Annotated in this window: 14 protein-coding genes; 1 reads left to right on the top strand and 13 read right to left on the bottom strand. The window is 66.2% G+C overall.

Going from position 1 to position 16,689, the window contains the following annotated elements; translation table 11 throughout:
• Positions 1-69: 69 nt before the first annotated feature.
• The 13 genes from CAL28_RS13225 to CAL28_RS13165 form a co-directional block, all read right to left on the bottom strand.
• Positions 70-1,884, bottom strand: a complete 1,815-nt coding sequence (locus tag CAL28_RS13225) for an ATP-binding protein (protein ID WP_094841814.1) — start codon at positions 1,882-1,884, stop codon at positions 70-72.
• Complete coding sequence (locus CAL28_RS13220; RefSeq protein ID WP_094844588.1) at positions 1,885-3,627, bottom strand: ABC transporter ATP-binding protein/permease; 1,743 nt, start codon at positions 3,625-3,627, stop codon at positions 1,885-1,887.
• Between the two features lie 376 nt (positions 3,628-4,003).
• Positions 4,004-4,774: a phytanoyl-CoA dioxygenase family protein gene (locus CAL28_RS13215; protein ID WP_094841813.1), complete on the bottom strand. Its 771-nt coding sequence runs from the start codon at positions 4,772-4,774 to the stop codon at positions 4,004-4,006.
• Positions 4,775-4,896: 122 nt separating this feature from the next.
• Positions 4,897-5,436, bottom strand: a complete 540-nt coding sequence (locus CAL28_RS13210; protein ID WP_094841812.1) for a chromate transporter — start codon at positions 5,434-5,436, stop codon at positions 4,897-4,899.
• Positions 5,433-6,011 (bottom strand): chromate transporter, encoded by a 579-nt coding sequence (locus tag CAL28_RS13205; RefSeq protein WP_094841811.1) that lies wholly within the window; start codon positions 6,009-6,011, stop codon positions 5,433-5,435. Before CAL28_RS13205 ends, CAL28_RS13210 begins: the two co-directional genes overlap by 4 nt.
• A gap of 159 nt (positions 6,012-6,170) precedes the next feature.
• Positions 6,171-6,980: an SRPBCC family protein gene (locus tag CAL28_RS13200; RefSeq protein WP_440588432.1), complete on the bottom strand. Its 810-nt coding sequence runs from the start codon at positions 6,978-6,980 to the stop codon at positions 6,171-6,173.
• 87 nt (positions 6,981-7,067) lie between these two features.
• A complete protein-coding gene (locus tag CAL28_RS13195; RefSeq protein WP_094841810.1) occupies positions 7,068-9,488 on the bottom strand; it encodes a xanthine dehydrogenase family protein molybdopterin-binding subunit in 2,421 nt (806 codons plus the stop codon).
• On the bottom strand, positions 9,472-9,993 hold the full coding sequence (locus tag CAL28_RS13190; protein WP_094841809.1) for a (2Fe-2S)-binding protein: 522 nt from the start codon (positions 9,991-9,993) through the stop codon (positions 9,472-9,474). The genes CAL28_RS13195 and CAL28_RS13190 overlap by 17 nt, the downstream gene beginning before the upstream one ends.
• Positions 9,990-10,880 carry an FAD binding domain-containing protein gene (locus tag CAL28_RS13185; protein ID WP_094841808.1) on the bottom strand — a complete coding sequence of 297 codons (891 nt, stop codon included), beginning with the start codon at positions 10,878-10,880 and terminating at the stop codon, positions 9,990-9,992. Before CAL28_RS13185 ends, CAL28_RS13190 begins: the two co-directional genes overlap by 4 nt.
• A 9-nt stretch (positions 10,881-10,889) precedes the next feature.
• Positions 10,890-11,885, bottom strand: a complete 996-nt coding sequence (locus CAL28_RS13180) for an ABC transporter substrate-binding protein (protein WP_094841807.1) — start codon at positions 11,883-11,885, stop codon at positions 10,890-10,892.
• 141 nt (positions 11,886-12,026) lie between these two features.
• Positions 12,027-13,007, bottom strand: a complete 981-nt coding sequence (locus CAL28_RS13175; protein ID WP_094841806.1) for a tripartite tricarboxylate transporter substrate binding protein — start codon at positions 13,005-13,007, stop codon at positions 12,027-12,029.
• A gap of 401 nt (positions 13,008-13,408) precedes the next feature.
• Positions 13,409-14,101 carry a 4-carboxy-4-hydroxy-2-oxoadipate aldolase/oxaloacetate decarboxylase gene (locus tag CAL28_RS13170; RefSeq protein ID WP_094841805.1) on the bottom strand — a complete coding sequence of 231 codons (693 nt, stop codon included), beginning with the start codon at positions 14,099-14,101 and terminating at the stop codon, positions 13,409-13,411.
• A 569-nt stretch (positions 14,102-14,670) separates the two neighbouring features.
• Positions 14,671-15,663, bottom strand: coding sequence for a Bug family tripartite tricarboxylate transporter substrate binding protein (locus tag CAL28_RS13165; RefSeq protein WP_254926112.1), 993 nt, complete (start codon positions 15,661-15,663; stop codon positions 14,671-14,673).
• Positions 15,664-15,780: 117 nt separating this feature from the next.
• On the opposite strand from CAL28_RS13165, the gene CAL28_RS13160 reads away from it, so the two are divergent.
• Positions 15,781-16,674, top strand: a complete 894-nt coding sequence (locus CAL28_RS13160) for a LysR substrate-binding domain-containing protein (protein ID WP_094841803.1) — start codon at positions 15,781-15,783, stop codon at positions 16,672-16,674.
• Positions 16,675-16,689 lie beyond the last annotated feature (15 nt).

Below are 16,689 nucleotides of genomic sequence, written 5' to 3'. Positions count from 1 at the left end.
GGCCGGTCCAGGCGGCGTCGGCGATCCCGGCCACCAGCCATCCGGCCTCGTGGCCGCCATGCGGCGCCATCAGAGTTCGCGGACTTCCTGGTCGATGTCCTCGACGGTCTGGGCGAAATGCTCCAGGAACTGCAGCATCTCGTGCAAAAGGTTCAGGTTGGGGGCCCCGCGCAACGCTTCCTCTAGCGCGTTGCCTTCGTCCACCACGGGCCAGTGCCCCAGCATGCTGAGCGCACCCAGCGCCCGATGCAGCCAATCCGCGTAGCGCTCGCAACACTGCGGGCAGAGATCGGACAAGGCATGGACCAGGTCGGCCCGCAAGGCCGCCAGCGACGCCTGCAGGAAGTCGCGCAGCGCCGCTTCGTCCCGTCCGAAATGTTGGCGCAGCACGGGCAGCGCCAGCCCCGCATGGGCGGCCGGCCGCGGTGCCTGCCCGGATCCGTTGCCCAGCGCCGCGGTCACCGCATCGGGCGGCAGGCAATCCAGCAGCACGGCACGCAGGCGGTCCAGCGTCACCGGCTTGCGCACGCGCGCGTCGACATTTGGACCGTCGTCCGGATGTCCGTCGGTCCTGGCGGTCACCATGGCAATGGGCAGGCGCGTCATGACGGCGGCGTGGCGCTCGTGCTCCCGCCAGGCCGTAACCAGTTCGGCGCCGCCCATTCCGGGCATCTGGCAGTCCGTCAGCAGCATGGCGTAGCGGCCCGCTTTCAGCGCTTCCAGGGCGGCCGCCCCGTCGCCCCGCACATCGCAGGCATAACCCAGCGTGGCGAGCTGCCTGCGAATCAGATCGCGATTGATCGCGTGATCGTCCACCACCAGCAAGCGCGGCGCGTCGGCCGCGATGTCGGCGCATGCCATCGATTCGTCCGCGGGCCGTGGCGGCAGGAGCGGACCGCGATAGTCGGCCCGCGGGCTGGGACAGGACCCGTCCAGGCAAGGCGCGGACGGCGCCGGCAGCGCCAATTGCCGCACCTTGGGCGTCGCCGGCAACCGCTCCGAGCGCGCGACCGGCAACCGGCACAGGAACGTTGCGCGTGTCCCCTTGCCCGGATCGCTGTCCAGCACGAGCTTGCCTCCCATCAGCGCGGCCAGCCGGCTGGACACCGACAGGCCCAGGCCGCTGCCGCCATAGTGGCGCGAGATCGACGTATCGGCCTGACGGAACGGCGCCATGACCTGCGCGAGCTTTTCCCTGGGGATGCCAATGCCGGTATCCGCCACGACGAAGCGCAAGGACTGGTGTCCGGCATCGGCGGCATCCACGGTCAGTGTCAGGCACACCTCGCCCTGTGCCGTGAACTTGGCCGCATTGCTGATCAGGTTGGTCAGGATCTGCCGGATGCGCAGCGGATCGCCCAGCACGGCCGCACTGACGGCGTCGTCGACTTCACAGCGGGTCTGCACGCCACGGCGGCGCGCCGGTTCGCCCATGACCATGACCACGCTCTGCACCATGGCGCGCAGGTCCACCGGCACCGACTCCAGGCTCATGCGGTTCGCCTCCATTTTGGAGAAGTCCATCACCTGGTCCAGGATCTGCAAGAGCGAGTTGGCCGCCGAATTGACGGCCAGCAGCATTTGCCGCTGCTCCTGGCCCATGGCCGAGCGCATGAGAAGATCCAGCATGCCGATGATGCCGCTCAGCGGCGTGCGGATTTCATGGCTCATCGTCGCCAGGAAGGTGGACTTCGCCAGCGTGGCGCTATCGGCCAGGTCGCGCGCGGCCTGCAACTGGGCCTCGACGGCGCGCCGGCGCATCACTTCCCGGCGCAATTGCCAATATCCCAGCGACACGCCGATGGCCGTGGCGACGAGCAGCACCAGGCCCGGGAAGATCTCCCGCCAGAACATCCCCGGCCCGATGACGAAATCCTGGCCCATTCAAGTCCCGGCGGGCGCCAACGCCAGCGGACGGACGTCGGCTTGCGGCCCGACACGCATCTCGTGCGTATGGAACCGCGTCAAGGTATCGCGGTGGGCCACGCTGATGATGGCCGCGTGAGGCAGGCGTTGCAGCAGCGTTTCGTACAGATGCCTTTCGGTATCGGTATCCAGCGACGACGTGGATTCGTCCATGAAGAGGAACCGCGGCTTGAGCAGCAGCGCGCGCGCGAAGGACAGGCGCTGCTTCTCGCCCGGCGACAAGCGGCGCGCCCATGCATCGGTGACGTACAGCTGATCCGCATAGGCCTCCAGCCGGCACAGCCGCAGTGCCTCGACGCACTCCGCGTCGCTATGCGAATCGGTCGTGTCGGGATAGCAGACGGCTTGCTTCAAGGTGCCGTCCGGGACATAGGTCGACTGCGGCAGGAACAAGGCGGTACGGCCTTCGCCGCCCTCCCCCGTATCGCGGCCGGAGGGCGTGACCAGGTTGCCGGATGCGTGCGGCCACAATCCGGCCAGGGTACGCAGCAAGGTACTCTTGCCGGCGCCCGACGGCCCGCGCACCAGCCAGCGTTCGCCGGGGGCCACGCGGAACGTCGACGGAACCCCCAAGGCATGCCCGTCGGGACGGAAGATATGCAGCCCATGCGCCGAGACCTCATCGCCCTGTTCGCGCGACAGGCGGTCCGGGTCGCCCTGACCCATGCGTTTGCTGAATTCGCGCAGACGGTTGATGGTGGCGCGCCAGTCCGCCAGCGTGGCATAACTATTGATAAACCAGGAACAGGCGCCGCTGACCTGGCCGAATGCGTTATTCAGCTGCATCAGTACCCCTATCGTGAAGGCACCGGCGAAGTATCGCGGCGCGGCGGCGACAAGGGGAAAGATAATGGCGATCTGGCCATAGATGGAACTGGCGAAGACCAGGCGCTTGGTATACCGCATGATCTCGCGCCAGTTGTTGCGCACCGCGCCGAACGCGGCTCGCGCGCGCCGGCCCTCTTCCGGACCGCCATCGTAGAAGGCGATCTGCTCGGCGTTCTCGCGCACCCGCACCAGCAGCACGCGGAAATCGGCTTCCACTTTCTGCTGGCGATAGCCCACGTCGACGAGGCGCCGGGCGATCTTGTGGACCACGAAAGAGCCCAGGATGCTGTAGCCGATCGCCGCCCAGACCAGATAGCCGGGGATCCGCACGGGGTGCCCGAAGACGGCGAACGCGAGCGCGCCGGACAACATCCAGAGCAGCGAGACGAATACCGAAAACGTGGCAATGGTGGATATCAGGTCGATCGAAAGCGCCAAGGTATTGGTCGCCATGCTGCGCAAGTCTTCCGCGATACGCTGGTCGGGGTTGTCGACGATATGATCGCGCTCCATCCGGTAATACGACCGGCTCAGCAGCCATTCGCGCAGGTAGACGTCCGTCAGCCACTGCCGCCAGCGGAATTCGAGCATCTGCCGGAAATAGATCTGCACGGTGCTCAACGCGATGAAAATGAAGGCAAGCAGGGTGAAAACCAGGATCAAATGCGTGAATGCGGGTAGATCGCGCTTGTCCAACGCATCATAGAACGTGGCGTACCAGGTATTGACGCGCAGGTTGACGTAGACAATCCCCAGGTTCAACGCCACCACCAACGCCAGCAGGCCGCGGGCACGGTGGCGGTCCTCGGAAATCCAGTAAGGCTTGATCAGCCTCCAGGCCGAAATTTTGCGCGCCCCGTCCGAGGGGAACATGGCCGCCAGGGAGGCCGGCGATATTTTGCCGCCGCTATCGAGGCTATCCGCCGACCGGGTGGCACCCGGAGACCCCGCATTGCCGTGCGTTGAACTGCCATCCTGCTTTTCGCTATTTGAAACCATGATATGGACTCATGACGGTATGACTGCCCAAGGTGATCCGTCCCGAAGCGCGACGCGGTTTCGGAATGAAGCACACCCCCGGAGCGCCGCGCCGCCTGGGGACGACGCTGGCGGACCGGCAGAACCCGACCCGCGGCGTTCCCGCCCGGGTTACGGCCGATCCATGCGTCGCGGCGGCGTTGCGCTATAGATAACAGACATGCCGCCGGCGAGAAGGTTTCAATTGCTTCGGCCCGGCGATGGGCAGCCGCTAGGGCGAGTCCAGCGGAACTTCCGGCTTCCCGGCCGACCGGGTGCCCGGCACCGGATGGGTATCCACGGCGTGATAGGTATGGACGACCGAAAACTTGACCCGGTCGCTTTGATTGCGGCCGGCCGCGTGCAGGGTGCGACAGTGAAAAAACAAAACGTCGCCCGGCGCCAGTTCGGGCGATACGGCCGTGGCGATCAGCGCGGCATTATCCGGCAGATCTTCGCGCAGGAATTGCGCCGCGTCGAAGCGATCCGCCGCCAGCGTCATGGTATGCGAGCCCGGCACCAGCCAGAGGCCGCCGTTGTGAGCGGTTTCTTCTCCCAGCGCCAGCCAGGTCGAAACCAGATCCTCCCGGTCGAAAGACCAGTAGCGGATGTCGCGGTGCCAGCCCGTCAGGCTGCCGAAGCGCGGATGCTTGGTCATCACGCAATTGTGATGGGCGCGTGACAACACCGCGCCCTGGCCGAAATAGCGATGAAGGGATGCCGCCACGGCGGCGTCGGTGGCCCACGCGGCGAACAGCGGATCGCGCGCATAGGCATCCAGCAGGCGCCGGACCGTCCCGCCGCCTTCGGCCTGCCGCGAGGCGGGCGCGCCGGGATAGGCCAGGTCCGCCTCGTATTCGACCGGCGCGACCGCCTGGTCCAACTGGGCCCGGGCCAGGGCGAGCAAGCCGTCGCGCTGGGCGTCCGGCACGAAATCACGGGCAACAACGAAACCTTGCTCCCGCAAGGTGTCGAGCTGCGCTGTTGTCAGCGGCGAAGACATCGAGTTTTCCGAAAGCGATCCGGCGCATCTGGTATCGATGCGCGGCGTGCTGATGCACGCGGGGAATTTTACGCCAACGTCCGCGCCCGCCGCGCGGGCCCCACCCGCGCCGCGCGATCGCCCTACGGGATACCCGGCACGCCCAGCGTGGCAAGCCCCACCAGGGCGCCGCCCAGCAGCAGCCACAAGGGATGCAGGCGCGTGCGCCATCCCAGCACGGCCACCACCGCGGCGATGGCGCCCAACAGCCAGCTGTCCACCGACGCTTCGGTGATCAAGGCGGCGCTGGCCGCCAGCAGCCCTACCGTGACCGGGAAAATGCCCGCCTGGGCCACCGCGCGCCACGGCTTGTCCTTGAAGCGCTCCCACAGGCGCATGACAAGGATGACCACGATAGACGACGGCACGAACTTCGCGAAGCTGCTGACCAGCATGCCCGGCAGCCCCGCGATGTGCCAGCCCACCATGGGAACGATCATCAGGTTCGGCCCGGGCGCGGCCTGGGCCAGCGCGAACAGCGCCGTGAAGTTTTCCGCGGTCATCCAATGATGCACATCGACGACCTGGCGCTGCATTTCCGGCAGGATGGTATTGCCACCGCCAAAGGCCAACAGCGACAGCTGCGTGAACAGGACGCCCAGCTGGATCAGAGTGTCGATCATCGACGCATCCTCCAGTAAGCGAGGATGCTGATCGGCGTCAGCACCACCATCGTCGGCAGCAAGGGCAGCCGCAACACGGCGATGGCCACGAAGCACAGCACCGCGACCACCATGCCCCGGTGGTTCTTCAGCAAGGGCGCGCCGATCTTCAACGTCAGCGAAATCAGCAGCCCGGCCGCCGCCGCGGCCAGGCCGGCAAACAGGTGGCGCACGTGCGGATCGTCCTGATAGCGCTCGTAGACCACGCCCAGCAGGATGACCACGACCGTCGGCATGAGCACGAAGCCCAGCATGGCGGCGATCGCGCCAGCCACGCCACGAAAGCGCATCCCCAGCGCAACGGACAGGTTGATGATGTTGCCGCCCGGCAGGAACTGGCACAGTCCGAGCAAGGTGGTGAATTCCTCGCTGGAGATCCAGCGGTGCTTTTCCACCGTCATCCGGCGCGCCAGCGGCAAGGCGCCGCCGAAGGCCGTCATTCCCAGCCAGAAGAACCCAAGGAAAAGCTGCGAGAGCGTGGGCGGATCCGCCAGGGGTTCTAGCGCGTGTACTGTGGAATCCGGGGCGGCGTTCATGGCGGCATGTCCATGCGAGGGAAAGAAGCATCCGGCAGGGCCGGACGAGTGGATGTCTTGTATATTATATAAGACCTCGGCCGCAATCGGTCGGCGCCCTGCGCCAAAAAAGAGAAAGCCACGCTCGCGCGTGGCTTTCCCGGCCGGCTATCGATGGCGCTATGTGCGCCGCCCGAAAAGCCCGGCCACGCTGTAGCGGATGCGAGCCCATATGGCCTTCAGGCCGATCTTGAGCATATTGATTTCGCCTGATGAGGCCGCGCCGGGCGAGACCCCGCGCCTGGACTGGACCATACGCGATTGCGCCAGCGCCAGAATGGCCTGGGCCTGGCCAAGGACGGCCTGCGCCTGCAAGAGGACGGTTTGCGCGTCGATGGCCTGGCCGGACGCCGGTCCGCCCTCGGGTTGGAAACGGGGTGCCGCTGCGCCCCCGCCCATGGCGCCTGCCGCTCCAGGCGCCGAGGCATGCAGCGCTGCCCCCTCCGGCCCACCGTACGCCGCCCCATGCGTCGTGCCCGGAAGCCCATCCTGCGCCAGGGAAGCGAAGCCCTCCGCCCCCACAGCCTCGGCGTCCGGCGCCAGGGATCTGGCCAGGTTTTCTTCAAACTGTCTCAGAATCTGAGACGCAACCTCGGCAATCATGCCGCTGCCGCGCCCGTATTGCGCGACCGAGCCGGCCAAGGCAAGTCGGGTCGTGACGGTCACCCTTGTGCCGCCATCGGCCGCGGGCGTCAACGCGAAGCTGAATTCGGATTGCGCCGAACCGCGTCCTTTGGGGTCGCTGCCGGAACCCTCGAGCCAGGCAACATGGTTTTCGTCATCCCTTCGCACCATCGTTGCCTGTCCGTCGAACGTCAACCGGATGGGTCCCAACCGAACCGACACCGATCCTTTGTAGCGGTCGTTGCCCAGGACTTCGGTCAAGCGCGCGCCCGGCAGGCAGGGAAGGATGCGCGGCACGTCCAGCATCAACGTCCAGGCTTCCTCCAACGGCAGCGGCACGTGAAAAGTATTGGTGAACTCCATGGCAGTTCCTGAAAAGATTGAAGACCGTGACTAGGACACGTCCGCGTCGGCACTGCGCCCAGCACCCGCATCCAGGCGTTCCAGCAGGCGCACCGGCGTGAGGGGAAATTCGGACAGGCGCACACCGTGGTCAGCCAGCGCATGCTCGATCGCACCGATAACCGCGGCGGCGACCGGAATCGTGGCGCACTCACCCACGCCCTTGACGCCCAACGGATTGAGCGGCGTCATGGATGGCTGGAATATCACCTCTATATCCGGCACTTCGGGTGCGGTCGGCAGCAGGTATTCCGCGAACGTAGTCGTCAAGGGTTGACCCTCGCTGTCGTACCCCATCCACTCGAACAGCGCATTGCCGATGCCATGCACCACGCCGCCATGCACCTGGCCCTCGGCCAACATGGGATTGATGATGCGCCCGCTGTCCTGCACGGCGACATAGCGAACGATGTTGACCGCGCCGGTCATGGTATCGACCTCGACTTCGCAGGCATGCGAAGCGCCGGCGTACGCTTGGGCATCGCAATGGAAATGGACGGTCTCGTCCAGGCCTGGGTCGCCCGGCACCGGCAGCGCGTACCCGGGCACACCTTTCAACAGCATGGCCAGTCGCGCCAGCGCGACCGACGATCCCGCGCCGGCCTGGGAGACGACCTCGCCATTGGCCAGGGTCAAGGTGTCGGGCAGCACGTTCAACAGCACCGCCGCCGCGTCCAGGATCTTGCGCCGCAGACGGGCCGCGGCCTGATCCACCGCGGTGCCGGCCATAATCGCCTGGCGGCTGGCGAAGCCGCCCATGCCGTAGCCGATGAAGGCGGTATCGCCGGCGACCACCTGCACGGCCTCCGGCGCGACGCCGAGGTGGCCCGCGCAAATCTGCGCCAAGGTCGTCTTGATGCCCTGCCCCATGGCCAGCGCGCCGGTGTACACCGTAATCTGGCCGGAAGGCTGCACGCGAACGCGCGCCGATTCGAAAGGTCCGCGCCCGGTCGGCTTGACGCTATTGGCAACGGCGATCCCCCGGCACAATCCCTTGTCTCGCGATGCCTGCTTGCGCGACTCGAACCCGTCATAGTCGATGGCCTGCAACGCCCGCGCCTGCAAAGCGGGGAAATCGCCGCTGTCGATGGTCAGCGGTACGCCGGCCCGGGACTTCAGCGGCTTGGTGTAGGGAATTTTCCCGGCCGGGATCAGGTTGCGGCGCCGACACTCCGCGCGGTCGATGCCGAGCTCGACGCTGACCCGGTCCAGCAGGCGCTCCATGACGAATGCGGCCTGGGGATACCCTGCCCCGCGAACCGTGGCAACCGGGACCTTGTTGGTATAGGCAACCGCAACGTCCAGATGGTAGGCCGGCACGATATAAGGGCCGGTCATCGAGGAAGCCGCGTTGTACGGCACGTTGGTCCCCTGCGGCGTGTAGGCGCCGTGGTCGTGCACCATGCGCCCGCGCAGTCCCAGCAGGCATCCTCGTCGGTCCACGGCGACCGCCATCGACCAATACTGGTCGCGCTCCTGGATGGCGCTCACGAAGTTCTCGCGCCGGTCCTCCACCCATTTGACGGCGCGGCGCAGCTTGCGCGCCACGGCGGGCACGGCGATCTCCTCCGGATAGATCATGAACTTGGCGCCAAAGCCGCCGCCGACATCCGGCGTGACCACGCGCAGAAGGTCCTCTGGCTGGCCCAGCATCAAGGCGATCGTATAGTGCAGTTCGTGCGCCATCTGGGTCGACGACCAGACCGTCAGTTCGCCCGACGCCGGGTCCGGACGTGCCAGCACGCCCCGGCCTTCCATGGGATGGGCACAACCGCGATGGACATGGAATTCTTCTTGCACAACGCGGTGCGCGCCGGCGAACGCGGCGTCGCAATCGCCGTACGACAGGGTGTATTCCTGCAGGGCGTTAGACACCAGTTCGGTGCGCACGCGCGGCGCCTGGGGGGCCAACGCATCGCGGCAATCCGATACCGCGGGCAGGACCTCGTAGTCCACCGACACGGCCGCGGCGGCATCCTCTGCCTCATGGCGCGAAGATGCGACGACGATCGCCACCGTTTCGCCCACGAACGCGACCTCATCGAGCGCCAGCACGAAGGGCGTCGTATCCGCCGGCAGATTGGCCAGCGGGAAACCCAGCGGCATACGCCATTCCGTCAATTCCCCAAAGAGGTCTCGCGCGGCGTAGACCGCCACGACGCCCGGCATCGCGCGCGCCGCCGCCGCGTCAATGGCAACAATACGCGCGTGCGCATGGGGGCTGCGCACGAAACACGCATGCAGCGGCGCTTCGACCTGGATGTCATCCACGAAGCACGCCTTGCCGGTCAATAGCGCCTCGTCCTCGATGCGGAGCACGGCTTGGCCGATGCCCGGATTCGTCATGGCCGGGGTACGCGATTCCGGGTACGGCGCGCTTTCGCGCGTCTTTCGTTCAAGCGACACTTCCATCGATCCGTCCTTCGCGCAGCCGCTGTGCCGCGCGCAGCGCCGCGGCCACGATATTCTGGTAACCCGTGCAGCGGCACAAATGGCCGGACAGGACGTCGCGAACCAGGGCTTCGTCCGGGTCCGGCCGGTCGCGCAGCAGTTCCACGAGCGACATCAGTATTCCCGGCGTGCAATAGCCGCATTGCAACGCATGCAGTTCATGGAAGGCCGCCTGCAAGGGATGCGGCGTGCCGTCGCTGGCAGCCAGGCCCTCGATGGTTTCGATGCCGCAGCCTTCCGCCTGCACCGCAAGCATCAGGCAGGACCGCGCCGACTGGCCATCGACCAGAACGGTACAGGCACCGCAAACGCCGTGCTCGCAGCCGATATGCGTGCCGGTCAATTTCAACTCTCCACGCAGGAAGTCCGCCAGGTGCACACGCGGCTCCGCCGTGCCGCAACGGGCCTCGCCATTGACCACCAGCCGTATCGGCCGGGTCTCGCGGGACGTGTCGTCCGGGTTCATGATGATGCGGTCTCCTCATAGGCGCGCGCCCGCTGGACGGCCTGGTCAAGGGCGCGGCGCGCCAGCACGGCGGCCAGCCTGCGCCGGTACCAGGCCGGGACATAGCTGTCTCCCGTAGCGTCGACCTGTCCGCACAACGCGGCGGCCGCGGCGAGCGCGTCGCCGTCGGGCGCACGGCCCAGCAGCGCCGCCTCGGCGTCGCGCATGCGCAGCGGCGCGATGCCCACGCCGCCCAGGGTCAGCGAGGCGCGCGCGATGCGGCCCTGATCGTCCAGCGACACCAGCGCCGCGCACGAAACGATGGCGAAATCGCCATGGCGCCGCGCGAACTCGACGAAGGCATGCCCATGGCGCCGCGGCCACAGGGGCACGCGCACCGCGGTCACCATTTCGTCGGGCTCGACGGCGGGAGTCATATACGCGGCGGGAAAGTCCGCGATGGACAACTCCCGCGTACCGCGCCGGCTGCGCACCACGATCGTGGCATCCATGGCCATCGCCACCGTCGGGATTTCCGCGGAAGGATCGAGCTGACAAAGGCTGCCGCCCACGGTGCCCCGGTTGCGGGTCTGCCGGTGTCCCACGTGCAGCACGGCTTCGCGCCACAGGGGCAGGCGCGCCGCCACCAGGGGCGAAAACTCGACATCGCGCTGGCGCGTCATCGCGCCGATCTCGATCGCATCGCCGCTGTCGCTTTCGCGCAGATAGGCCAGCTCGGGAATGCGGTTGATGTCCACCAGGCAGTCCGGGAACGCGAAACGCATATTGAGCATGGCGACCAGCGATTGGCCGCCTGCCAGAATGCGCGCGTTTTCCGTCGCGCCCAGCATGTCCAGCGCCTCGTCCACCGTACGCGGCGCCAGGTAACGCAGGACCGGGGCTTTCATCCGCGTCTATCAGATCTTGGACAGATCCAGCGCCGACTTGGCGAACAACTCTTCCGGCGCGACCTTGCGCTTGGAAAGCCCTTGTTCGTAGTGGTAGCGGGCAAAAGTCTCGATCGTATGGCGGTTGGCCTCCATGCCGTAAGGCCAATAGTCCTCGCCCATGATCGAGCGCGCCTCGTTGTAGTGGTGCACCATCCAAGGCAGCGTCACGGCCAGGTGGCAGATTTCGTTCAGCTCCTTCACCGCCAGCGCCTTGGCCTTCAGGAAGGCCTTGTAGACACTGACCGGCAGCCACGGGTTCTCCTCCACCAGCGATTTCCGGATGCCCACCATGTGCATGATCGGGAAAATTCCCGTGCGGCGGTAGTAGTCCTTTTCCGCTTCGATGTAATCGCCGAACAGGCGGCCCACATTGGGTGCGCCGCGCAGGAAGCACGACGGCGCGCGAGCGCCGATGTAGCCATCGATCTCGCCCGCCTCCAGCATGCCGGACAGCGTCTTGTCATCGGGGATCTGCTGCAGGTCGATTTCCTTGCCCAGGTCGATGGGCGCGCGCTCGCCGCGGCCCGGCTCTTCGATGCCGCCGCGACGCCATTTGATGTCGCTCGGCTTGACGCCGTATTCGTCTTCCAGGATGCCGCGGATCCACACATTGGCGGTGATCTGGTATTCCGGCACCCCGATCACCTTGCCACGCAGATCCTGCGGCGTCTTGATGCCACGGTCGGTACGGACGTAGATGCCCGATTGCCGGAAGACGCGCGAGATGAACGCCGGCACCGCGACGTACTCGTTGTCGCCGCGCGCCGTGGTCATCATGTGGCTGCTCATGGAGATCTCGGTAACGTCGAACTCCTGGTAGCGGAACGCGCGGTGGAAGGCTTCTTCCGGCTCGATCGGTACTGCGGCGACCTCGCACCCCTCGATCGGCGCACGGCCATCGAACAATGCCTGTGTCCGATCGTACGCGCCGCAGGCCAGACTGATTCTCAACTTGTTGCTCATCGAATGCTCCTTGTTTTCTCGCCATGCAATGTAACTACCGGGGCGACCGCGCCACGGTTCTCGCCGGCCGATGCCGGTGCCGCTGCACACGCCCCGCCGACACGATTACGCGACCTCCGGACTAGGGACTGTTAACAGGCCCTAATCCGCGGACAGGCCGATCTTGTGTGCCAGCGCGGTGAACTTGTCGATATCGCTGGACACCATCTTCTGGAATACCGCCGGTCCGTCGGACGCGGTGTCGTAGCCCAGGTCAGCCAGTTTCTGCTGCACGTCCGGGCGCTGCATGATCTTCGCGACGCCGGCGTAAAGTTTTTGCTTGATATCGTCGGGCGTGCCGGCCGGCGCCAGCAGGCCATGCCACTGCGTCAGCTCGTAGCCGGGATAGCCCTGCTCGGCGACCGTGGGCACGTCGGGCATCAGCTTGGAGCGCTCCTTGGACGTTACCGCCAGTGCGCGCAGCTTGCCGGCCTTGATGAAGGGCAGCGCGCTGGACGCGGTAATCACCGCCAGGCCGATCTGCCCGCCCACCACATCATTGAGCGCCGGCCCGCAGCCCTTGTAAGGCACGTGCACCATATTGATCTTGGCCTGCAGCTTGAACAGTTCGCCCGCCAGGTGCTGGGGCGTGCCGTTGCCGCAGGACCCGAAAGACACGTCATTGCTTTTCGCCGCGGCCACCGTGACATCGTGCAGGTTCTTGTAAGGCGACCCGGGCGGTACGACGAGCACCGACGGCACATAAGCGATGTTGATAATGGCGTCGAAATCCTTTTTGGGATCGAACGGCAAGGTCTTGAAGACGCCGGGATTGACTGCGAACGAACTGTTGACCATCAACAGCGAATAGCCGTCGGGGGCCCGCTCCTTCACCACCCGCGCCCCGACGTTGCCACTGGCGCCCGGACGGTTCTCGACAATCGCCGCTTTCCCCAGCGTATCGGCCATGTAGTTGCCGACCAGCCGGGCCAGCATATCCGTGCCGCCTCCCGGCGGGAACGTAACGATGATGTCGAAGTTCTTGCTTGGAAACGACGCGGCGTCCTCCGCGGAAGCGGAGGTCCCGCCCGCCAGGCATAGTGCGGCGACGGCGGTTCCCAGAATCAGTTTGTGCAGCTTCATGGCTTGCTTACCCCTTGAGTGCCGGCGCTTCGTGGCGCCTGTTTGACGACCAATTAATCAGCCTACTGAGCTTTTTGCTCATAATACTGAATATCAAGCCGATGGCATCTAGGGGAAATACTTACCGACCCTCGCACCGCGTCGCAGGCCCGTGGCGCCAGCGAAACTTCGCTCAGGGGAATGAAAGGAAAGCGGCCCATGAAAAAAGCCCCGAAGGTTGGACATCGATCCAACCTTCGGGGCTTTTCCCTACGCTGTCGTGCACTATCAGACCGGGGTGCCGCATGCCTTCGCGCCGGTGAGCCGCCCGGCCACGCACCACGCATCTGTCATCCAGTACCCGGCTACCGCGCGGTCACCCGTCACGAGGGCAACGACGCCTGGCAGGCGTCCGTACTGGCTCAGGGCAGATCGGCTTCGCTATCCACGTAAACCAGCCCTGCTTCGCGCAGCTTGTCGCGCATGCCATAGATGTCCAGGCCGAGCTCGCCCGCGGCCAGGCGCTTGCGGTTCATGGCCTCTTTCTGCAAGCGCGCCTCGCAAGCGTGAGCGACTTCGGCGGCACGGCGGCGCGGCACGACGACAATACCGTCGTCATCCGCCACCACCACATCGCCCGCCGAGACCATGGCGCCCGCGCACACCACCGGCAGGTTTACCGAGCCAGGCGTGGCCTTGATGGTGCCTTTGGCGGAAATCGCCTTGGACCACACGGGGAATTGCATATCCTTGAGCGCTTGCACGTCGCGGCAGCCGGCATCGATCACCAAACCGGCGATGCCCCGCGCCCGCATTGACGTCGCCAGCAATTCGCCGAACATGCCGTCCGTGTTGGGGGCACTGCACGCCACGACCATGACGTCGCCGGGCTGGCAAAGCTCGATGGCGGCATGCAGCATCCAGTTGTCGCCCGGATGGGCCAGCACGGTGACCGCGCTGCCGCCGATGGCGGCACCCGCGTAGATCGGCCGCATATACGGCTGCAGCAGGCCGCTGCGGCCCTGCGCTTCATGAACCGTAGCTGTCCCGGCCGCCGCCAGCTGCGCGATCACCGCGCCATCGGCGCGCTGGATATTCCGTACGGCGTAGCTCATCTCATCGCTCCAAAGCACGACGCGCCCCGCGCATCGCAAAAAAAACAGTGCCCCACCCGGCCCCCCGAGAACCCAGCTCCGCCAGCCCCCCAGCGTCGCCCCCTCGAAGGGGAAGCGCGCAGCGCTTCAGAGATGGGACCAGCCACCACACCGCCACGAAGAAAACCGGTGCGGCCAACCCGTGCCCCCGAGAATCCGGCTCCGCCGGTCTTCCAGCGTCGCCCCCTCGAAGGGGAAGCGAGCAGCGCTCCGGGGGTGGGACCAGCCATCACACCGCCACGCAAAAAACAGGTGCCCCCCCCGACCCGGGACGCCGAGGATCCGGCTCCGCCGGTCCTCCAGCGTCGCCCCCTTGAGGGGGAAGCGCGCAGCGCTTCGGGGGTGGGCTTATCTACACGCGCAGCGCTTCGGGGGTGGGCTTATCTACACGCGCAGCGCTCCGGGGGTGGACCTTCCCCCACGCAAAAAACAGGTGCCCCCGATCCAGGACACCGCGGATCCGGCTCCGCCGGTCCGCTGGTGTCGCCCCCTTGAGGGGGAAGCGCGCAGCGCTTCGGGGGTGGGGCCCCTCAATCAGCCTTGATGTTCGCGGCCTTGATCACGCGCGACCACTTCACGGTCTCGTCCTGCACGAACTTGCCGAAATCCGCGGCGGTACCGGGCGTGGTGACGGCGCCCAGTTCCGACAGGCGCGCCTGCACGGCGGTGTCGGCCAGGGCCTTTTGCAGGGCGTCGTTCAGCTTGGCGACCACATCGGCCGGCGTGCCCTTGGGTGCGCACAGGCCCCACCAGACCGAGGCCGCGGCATTGGGCAGGCCCAGCGACGCGATCGTGGGCACGCCCGGCAACAGCGCCGAGGGCTTGCTGTCCAGCACGGCCAGCGGGGTCATCTTGCCCCCTTTGATGTGGGGGATCGCCTCGACCGGGTTGATCGACATGAAGCTGATGCGTCCGCCCAGCATATCGGTGATGGCAGGCGCGCCGCCCTTGTAGGGAACATGCAGCGCATTGAACTTGCCTTCGTCCTTCAACAGTTCGCTGGCCAGATGGCCCGAGCTGCCGTTGCCGGCCGACGCGTAGGTCAGTTTGTCCGGACTGGCCTTGCCTGCCGCGATCAGATCCTGCAGGGTCTTGAAGGGCGACGACGAGGGCACCACGACGACCAGCGGCGCGTAGCCGATCGCACCCACGGGAATCAGGTCCTTGGCGGGATCGAAGTTCAGATTGGTGAACAGGGCGGCATTGCTGGCCAGGGAGTTCGAGGCAGTCAACAGCGTATAGCCATCGCCCGGCGCGCGCGCCACGATGTCCATGCCGATGTTGGTTGCCCCGCCGGGGCGGTTGTCGATGATAATGCTTTGCTTGAGCGTTTCGCCCATCTTCTGGGCAACCAGGCGGGTGACGATATCGACGGCGCCGCCCGGTGCATAGGGCACGACAATCTTGATGGGCTTGGACGGGAAGTCAGCCGCATGACTCATCGCGGGCATCGCGGTGCCGGCCACGGCCGTAGCCAGGGCCAGACGGCGGAAGAATTTGGACAGCATGCTGTCAGCTCGCATCGGAGTCTCCTAGAGTTCTGAAAAAATACAGTATGTTGCGGCCGTCATAATGGTTTACCCTTAGTTATAGTGTCCAATACTTTTTCCGTTGCACATTCATATGTTTTTCAAATAACCATGGATTTCCGTCAACTCCGCTACTTTGTCGCGGTGGCAGAGGAACTTAGCTTCAGCGCGGCGGCCCGCCGCCTGCACGTCAGCCAGCCGCCCTTGAGCATGCAGGTGAAATCCCTGGAAGACGAACTGGGCGCGACGCTGTTGCACCGGACCAAACGGCGCGTGGAGCTGACCGAGGCCGGCACCTTGTTCCTGGACCAGGCCAGGCGCGCCTTGCAACACCTGGAGCGGGCCGGCGACGTCGTCCGCCAGGCAATGCAGGGCGAGGCGGGCGAAATCCGCATCGCGTTCACCGCCTCCGTGCCGATGTTCGACGCCTTTCCCCGGATCGTGCAGGCTTTCCGCAGCAGCCATCCCTCCGCCAAGGCGGATCTGCTGCACATGTCCACCGGCCAGCAATTGCAGGCACTGGCGGACCGCAGTATCGACGTGGGCTTCCTGCGTCCGTCCATCCTGTTCTGCCCGCCGCCGGACGTCCGCGTGTTGACGCTATGGGGCGACCGGCTGATGGCCGCGCTGCCGGCGGGCCACCGGCTGGCACGCCAGGACACGCCGGTGTCGATGGCGGCCTTGTCCGGCGAGTCCTTCATCCTGTTCCCGCGCGGCCTGGGCTGCGGCCTGTTCGAGCACGTCAGCGTCCTGGCCAGCCGTGCCGGGTTCGCCTTGCAGATTGGCCAGGAGGCCCGGGAAGGAGCCACCATCGTCGGCCTGGTGGCTGCCGGAATGGGTATTTCCATCCTGCCGGAAACCTACGCCAAAACCGGCATCCCGGGCGTGGTCTACCGCCCGCTGGACACGCCGGATGCCGGCAGCCAGATCCTGCTGGCGCACCGCAAGGAAAACGACACGCCCCTGCTCGCGCGCTTTTTCGAGGTAGCCGCCGCCAGCCGCTGAATCGCCCCGCGACGA

This window comes from Bordetella genomosp. 11, assembly GCF_002261215.1.
In the GTDB taxonomy this organism is placed as follows: domain Bacteria; phylum Pseudomonadota; class Gammaproteobacteria; order Burkholderiales; family Burkholderiaceae_B; genus Bordetella_C.
This window is presented reverse-complemented; position numbering and strand designations above follow the sequence as displayed.